Here is a 6116-nt window from a genome sequence, read left to right on the forward strand (position 1 = left end):
TTATAGTTCTGACAATAATTAATATTTTTAGAGGACAAGAAAAAGCATATTAAATATGAATGAACTTGTTTCAATAATTACACCAACTTATAATTCTGCAAAATATATTGCTGAAACTATTCAATCTGTTCAAAACCAAACACATCGTAATTGGCAAATGATTATTGTTGACGATTGTTCTAAAGACGAAACGGTAGAAATCATTCAAAATTTTATGGATGAAGATTCTAGAATTCACCTTTTTCAATTAAATAAAAATTCGGGTGCTGCAAAAGCACGAAATTTCGGAATCGAGAAAGTTACAGGAAAATACATGACATTTCTAGATGCCGATGACATTTGGTTCGCAGACTTTATTGAAAACAGTATTAAAACTATAAATGAAAAAAAAATAAACTTTGTTTTTTCGTCATACAAACGTTCAAATGAAGAGTTAGAGTTTATATATTCGGACTTTATAGTCCCAGAAAAAGTAACGTATACAGACATTCTAAAAACCAATTCAATAAGTTGTCTCACAGCATTTATAAATGTAGAAGCGTTAGGAATAAAAAAAATGCCTGATGTTTTAAAACGTCAAGACATGGGATTATGGTTGCAATATCTTAAGGAAATTCCTTTTGCTTACGGAATTCAAGAACCAAAAGCTATCTACCGAATAAGAGAAAACTCATTGTCTAGAAACAAAAAAAACTTACTTAAATACCAATGGCAATTTTATAGAGAAGTAGAAAAAATAAGTTTTTTATCCTCTATTTACTACATGTTACATTGGATGTATAGAGGATTTATGAAATATAGAAACTAAATCATCGATTTAAACTGTTTTAGTTTACCACGATTACTTCTTTCTAAAGAGTTTTTTCTTGTAAAAATAAAATTTAGATTGGGTTCTAGATATAGCGAAATGGCCTTTTCTATTTTGCTTATTTGTTCTAAATCTAATTCTTTTTCACTTACATAATCAATCTCGAATGTATCGATTTTAGTTTGCTTGATGACAAATTCTTTTACATTTCCATCGTCTTCAATAATACTTTTTGTAACATAATAAAAAGTTAGTCCAGGAGATTTTTTGCCACTAGGTAAAATTGCCACATCGTTTGTACGACCAATTAATTGTTTAAGAATTGGTTTTTGTAACGTGCTTTTTTCGTCTAGAATTCCAATATCGCCAATATCATATCTAATAAAAGGATGTGCTTTGTTGTATAATGATGTTATAACAACTCTGCCTTCTTTACCATAAGGCAAAACAGTATTGTCTTCATCTAAAATTTCTACAAATAGTGTTTCGGAATTTATTTGCCATTCTCCATTTTGATTTTGAAAAGCAATTAAATCAAGCTCAGAAGCACCATATTCATTCACAATTGGGATTCCAAATTGTCTTTCCATTAGTATTTTATCTTCATCAAAAAGCATTTCGGAAGTTACCATACAAACTTTAAGCGTTGGGCATATTTCTTTTAAAACAATATTTTTGGATTGCAAAAACTTAGCAAACAAAACAACTGAACTCGTGTATCCATTTATATAATCGAATTTTTTAGTTTTAAATTTCACCAACACTTTTTCTAAAACCACATTAGACAAATCGAAAATTGTAAAACGATATCGGTTACTCAAAAAATCTTTAATTCTTTCTTTTTTATTACCAATAAAATCTAAAGGAATCCCGTAAAAACGAGCTTGAAAAGAGGTATTGAAATTTATTTTGTACCAGCCAAATCGATGTATAATTGAAGCCCAAGTAATAGCATGACAGTATTTGTCTTTAGCAAAAATAAAAGGATCTCCACTAGAACCAGAAGTTTTATTTACAAATACAGATTTTGTTGTATACTCTTTTGAAAGTCTTTCAGACAAAGGTTTTTGAAGATTTTTTTTAGTAAGAATTGGTAAATCATCCCAAGTAGTACTGTTTTTTGAAGCTACTAATTCCTTATAAAATGAATTATTTTTAAGATGATAGTCAACTATTTCTCGTTTTTTATTTTCAATAAAGACACGATGTTCTTCTTCGGAGAATGAAATAATTTTATCAAATTCAGATTTAGCCTTCACAATTGGAAAACCATTTAATTTGAGTGTTAAATCGAATAATTTGAACATTAAATCATATTTTCATCAAAAATAATAAAACAAACTTCATTTCCATTAATTTTTTTACTGCAAACCCTTTTAGCAAAACTTAAAAGAACCTATTTTTGCATAACAAACAAACACAACTACACAATGACAATTTTATTACTTGGTTCTGGCGGAAGAGAACATGCTTTAGCTTGGAAAATGTTACAATCTTCAAAATGTTCTACACTTTTTGTAGCACCAGGAAACGCTGGAACAGCTCAAATAGCAACAAACATAAATTTAAACATTCTAGATTTTGAAGCTATCAAAGCATTTGTAATAGAAGAAAAAGTTTCGATGGTTGTTGTTGGTCCAGAAGACCCTTTGGTTCTTGGAATTTATGATTTTTTTGCAGCTGATGCGGAGTTAAAAGATATCCCAGTTATTGGTCCATCTAAAAAAGGAGCACAACTAGAAGGAAGTAAAGAATTTGCAAAAGAATTTTTAGTAAAACATAACATTCCAACTGCAGCTTATGCTAGTTTTACAGCCGAAACAGTTGAAAACGGATGTACTTTTTTAGAAACGTTGCAAGCACCATATGTTTTAAAAGCCGACGGATTAGCGGCGGGAAAAGGTGTTTTAATCATTCACGATTTGGCGGAAGCCAAAGAAGAATTACGCAATATGCTCGTTCATGCTAAGTTTGGAACAGCAAGTTCAAAAGTGGTGATTGAAGAATTTCTAGACGGAATCGAACTGAGTTGTTTTGTGCTAACCGATGGAAAAAATTATAAAATTTTACCAACAGCCAAAGATTACAAACGTATTGGCGAAGGAGATACCGGTTTAAATACAGGCGGAATGGGAGCTGTTTCTCCAGTTCCGTTTGCAGATGCAACACTGTTAGAAAAAATAGAAACTCGAATTGTAAAACCAACTATTGAAGGCTTACAAAAAGACGGAATAGAATACAAAGGATTTGTTTTTATAGGATTAATAAACGTAAAAGGCGAACCAATTGTTATTGAATATAACGTGAGAATGGGCGATCCAGAAACGGAAGTTGTTATACCTAGATTAAAATCGGATTTGGTCGAATTATTCCAAGCTGTAGGAAACGGAAAACTAGATGAAGTTTCATTAGAAATCGATTCTAGAAGCGCCACAACAATTATGGTTGTTTCTGGTGGTTATCCTGAAGATTATGAAAAAGGAAAAGTCATTTCTGGATTGGAAAATGTAGCAGAATCTATTGTTTTTCATGCGGGAACAAAGACTGAAAACAATCAGGTTGTGAGTAACGGTGGAAGAGTTTTGGCAGTGACTTCGTTTGGGAATGATTTTCAAGAAGCCATAAAAAAATCTTATCAAAACATAGACAAGCTACATTTTGATAAGATGTATTTTAGAAAAGATATTGGCTTCGACTTACTTTAAGAAAGAGTGAGCTGTAGTATCTTGGTTTTCTTCGTTGTTGTCTTTATGAGATTGCAATTGCTTAATCCAGTACCAAGAATAGTATGAACCAATAATTATAAAAGTCCAAGAAACAAGATTAGCTAACCACCAATTGCTTAATTCAAGGTGACGTAGAACCTCATGTAATGCTAAAATAATATTGTCAAATAACCATTGTATTCCTTCAAAAAATGATTTCATCTCATTAATTTTATTTGTTAATTGTATTCGATGTTACTCGCCATTGTATTTATAATAAGGAAAAAATGTTACTTGACTCGTTTCATCTTTTTTATGTATTATATTTACATTACAAAAATATAAAAATTACTCATGATAACAAGTGTTTTTAGTAAATCTCGACCAATAAATTATATTTTAATAACCTCTTTGTTGGTTTTATGCTTTTTATTGTTTCAATTTCAGTCTAATTATAGTTCAATTTCAGTTTTTGAAATAGGAAAAAAAATTATATTATTATTATTATTAGTTGGTTCATTATTTATAACAAATTTTATAACAAAAAAGAACGGATTGAGTAAAGACAACAGTTATACGTTTTTATTGTTTTTTGTTTTTCTTATTTTGTTTCCTAAAACTTTGTCAAACACTTCTTTAATTATTTCCAACGGATTTATTTTATTGGCTTTGCGAAGGTTAATATCAATGCAATCATTAAAAACCCCAAAAGAGAAAATTTTTGATGCTTCGTTCTGGATTTTTACTGCTAGTTTATTTCATTTTTGGTGTATTTTGTTTATTCTTTTAGTATTTGTTTCTATTATTTTTCACGTTTCGAGAGATTATAGAAATTGGATAATCCCTTTTATAGCATTTGGAACGGTAGCGATTATGGGAACGGTTGGCGCATTAATTTTTAACCCAACAATTATTAACAATTACCTTTCACAAATTGTAATAGACTTCGATCTAAGATATATAGAAACAATTTTTCAGAATATTGCTTTGTCCATCTATATCATTACAGCTTTGGTAGCTTTTGGAAGTATGATTCTAATATTATCAAGCAAGTTATCTAACCTTCAATCGTCTTATAGAAAAATACTTTTTGCTTTTATAATTGGACTAGTCGTGTTTTTTATATCGCCAGATAAAGACAATTCTTTCTTGATATATACCTTTGTACCAGTATCAATTATGCTTACCAATTATCTAGAAACAATAGAAAAATATTGGGTAAAAGAATCTATTTTAGGAATAATTATACTAGCAAGTGTAATTACGTTTGTGTTTCAGTTGTTGTAAACCAAAAACAATATAAAGTTTTGAAGTAAAAACACCTTTAGCTTCTCATAAAAAAAGCAGTTTTTATTTAGAGATAAATGGCGATTATTTTGTGGAAATGTGTTTATTATGGTTGGTTTTTTTCTTTTTACTAAATTCAGCAGCCATAAGTAATGCATTGTAAGCATTTACGACTTTCCCTGATTTTGACATTTCTCTAAAAGGTTTTAATACACCATCTTTTTCACCTGGTACCTGAACATTTAAATCATATGCCACACCTGATTCAAGGATGATTTGTTTTACTTGACTCGCTGTAAGTTTTGGATAATAAGAACGAACTAAAGCAGCAACGCCACTTACAATTGGACTTGCCATTGATGTGCCGTCACGGTAAGAATATCCTACGTTTGGATCAGTCGTTTTTAGAAAATAACCTGGAGCAAAAATATCAACGGTTTTATTACCATAATTTGTGCTAGGAAGTAAAAAATATTTGTTCCCATCTAAAGTTGTACCTCCAACTTTAATAAAATTACTGCAATATTCTTTTCCTGTTTGCTCGTCATAATCAATAGGATAAAAAGTATTTATGTCATTGTCCCAAGAATTATTTCCAGCTCCTGCAATCACAATAACATCATGAGTTTCGGCATAAAGTATGGCTTCTTTAATCCATTCAGGATGCAGGCATGATGTTTTCCCAAAACTCATGTTAATAATTTTTGCACCATTGTCAACCGCATATCTAATTCCTAAAGCAACATCTTTATCATTTTCAGAGCCTCCGTTAGGTGTAGTTTTGATAGCCATAATTTTAATTTGATCACTAAACCCTTTTACACCTTTTTTGTTAACTCTATTAGCTGCTAAAATACCTGCGACAATGGTTCCATGATAATGTTTTTTGGATTTACTCCACATATCATTACTTCCATAATGAATGTCTTTTAAATCTAACTCATTATCTCCTAAAACAATTCTATCATAAAATGATTCATTATAAGTAAACTTAAGTTCTTCTTCGATTTTTAGACTATCTATTTTTAACACTTCCAAATTTTTACCCAGCCTGTACATATTTCTCAAGAACCAAATTGATTTTTTTAGTTCATTATTGCCGCTGTTTTTTTTGTATAGGCTATCAAATTCTTCAAGACGGAAGTTTTTTTTACTAAATGATTCTTCAAATATTTTTTGACCTGTTCTATAATTAGATAGATTTTCGGAGGTATATTTCTGCAAATCAATTAAATAAGCTTTATTTTCTTTATATGTATTAGAAGCTTTCATATATAAAAGAGAATCTCTTATATTTCCATTAAAGTATGGAAGAT

6 protein-coding genes are annotated in these 6116 nt (G+C 29.9%); 3 read left to right on the forward strand and 3 right to left on the reverse strand.

The features are described from left to right. The first annotated feature begins 55 nt into the window (after window positions 1–55). Window positions 56–808 (forward strand): glycosyltransferase family 2 protein, encoded by a 753-nt coding sequence (locus ACHZC3_RS00365; RefSeq protein ID WP_394757896.1) that lies wholly within the window; start codon window positions 56–58, stop codon window positions 806–808. On the opposite strand, the gene ACHZC3_RS00370 is transcribed toward ACHZC3_RS00365, so the two are convergent. Beyond that, window positions 805–2115, reverse strand: a complete 1311-nt coding sequence (locus ACHZC3_RS00370) for a phenylacetate--CoA ligase family protein (RefSeq protein WP_394757897.1) — start codon at window positions 2113–2115, stop codon at window positions 805–807. The two genes, ACHZC3_RS00365 and ACHZC3_RS00370, sit on opposite strands and share 4 nt — an antisense overlap. A 123-nt stretch (window positions 2116–2238) precedes the next feature. Here ACHZC3_RS00370 and purD point away from each other — a divergent pair, with 123 nt between their 5' ends. After that, the gene (gene purD, locus ACHZC3_RS00375) at window positions 2239–3513 is read left to right on the forward strand and encodes a phosphoribosylamine--glycine ligase (RefSeq protein ID WP_394757898.1); all 1275 of its coding nucleotides are present in this window, start codon (window positions 2239–2241) and stop codon (window positions 3511–3513) included. Here purD and ACHZC3_RS00380 read toward each other — a convergent pair. Next, a complete protein-coding gene (locus ACHZC3_RS00380; RefSeq protein ID WP_394757899.1) occupies window positions 3505–3735 on the reverse strand; it encodes a uracil phosphoribosyltransferase in 231 nt (76 codons plus the stop codon). The genes purD and ACHZC3_RS00380 overlap by 9 nt on opposite strands. A gap of 132 nt (window positions 3736–3867) precedes the next feature. On the opposite strand from ACHZC3_RS00380, the gene ACHZC3_RS00385 reads away from it, so the two are divergent. After that, entirely contained in the window at window positions 3868–4800 is a 933-nt protein-coding gene (locus tag ACHZC3_RS00385) for a DUF6427 family protein (RefSeq protein ID WP_394757900.1), read from the forward strand. A gap of 84 nt (window positions 4801–4884) precedes the next feature. Here the strand turns inward: ACHZC3_RS00385 and ACHZC3_RS00390 are convergent. Continuing rightward, a partial coding sequence (locus ACHZC3_RS00390) for a S8 family serine peptidase (protein WP_394757901.1) occupies window positions 4885–6116 on the reverse strand: 1232 nt, incomplete at its 5' end.

The sequence above is a fragment of the Flavobacterium sp. genome, from assembly GCF_043720215.1.
Lineage (GTDB): Bacteria > Bacteroidota > Bacteroidia > Flavobacteriales > Flavobacteriaceae > Flavobacterium.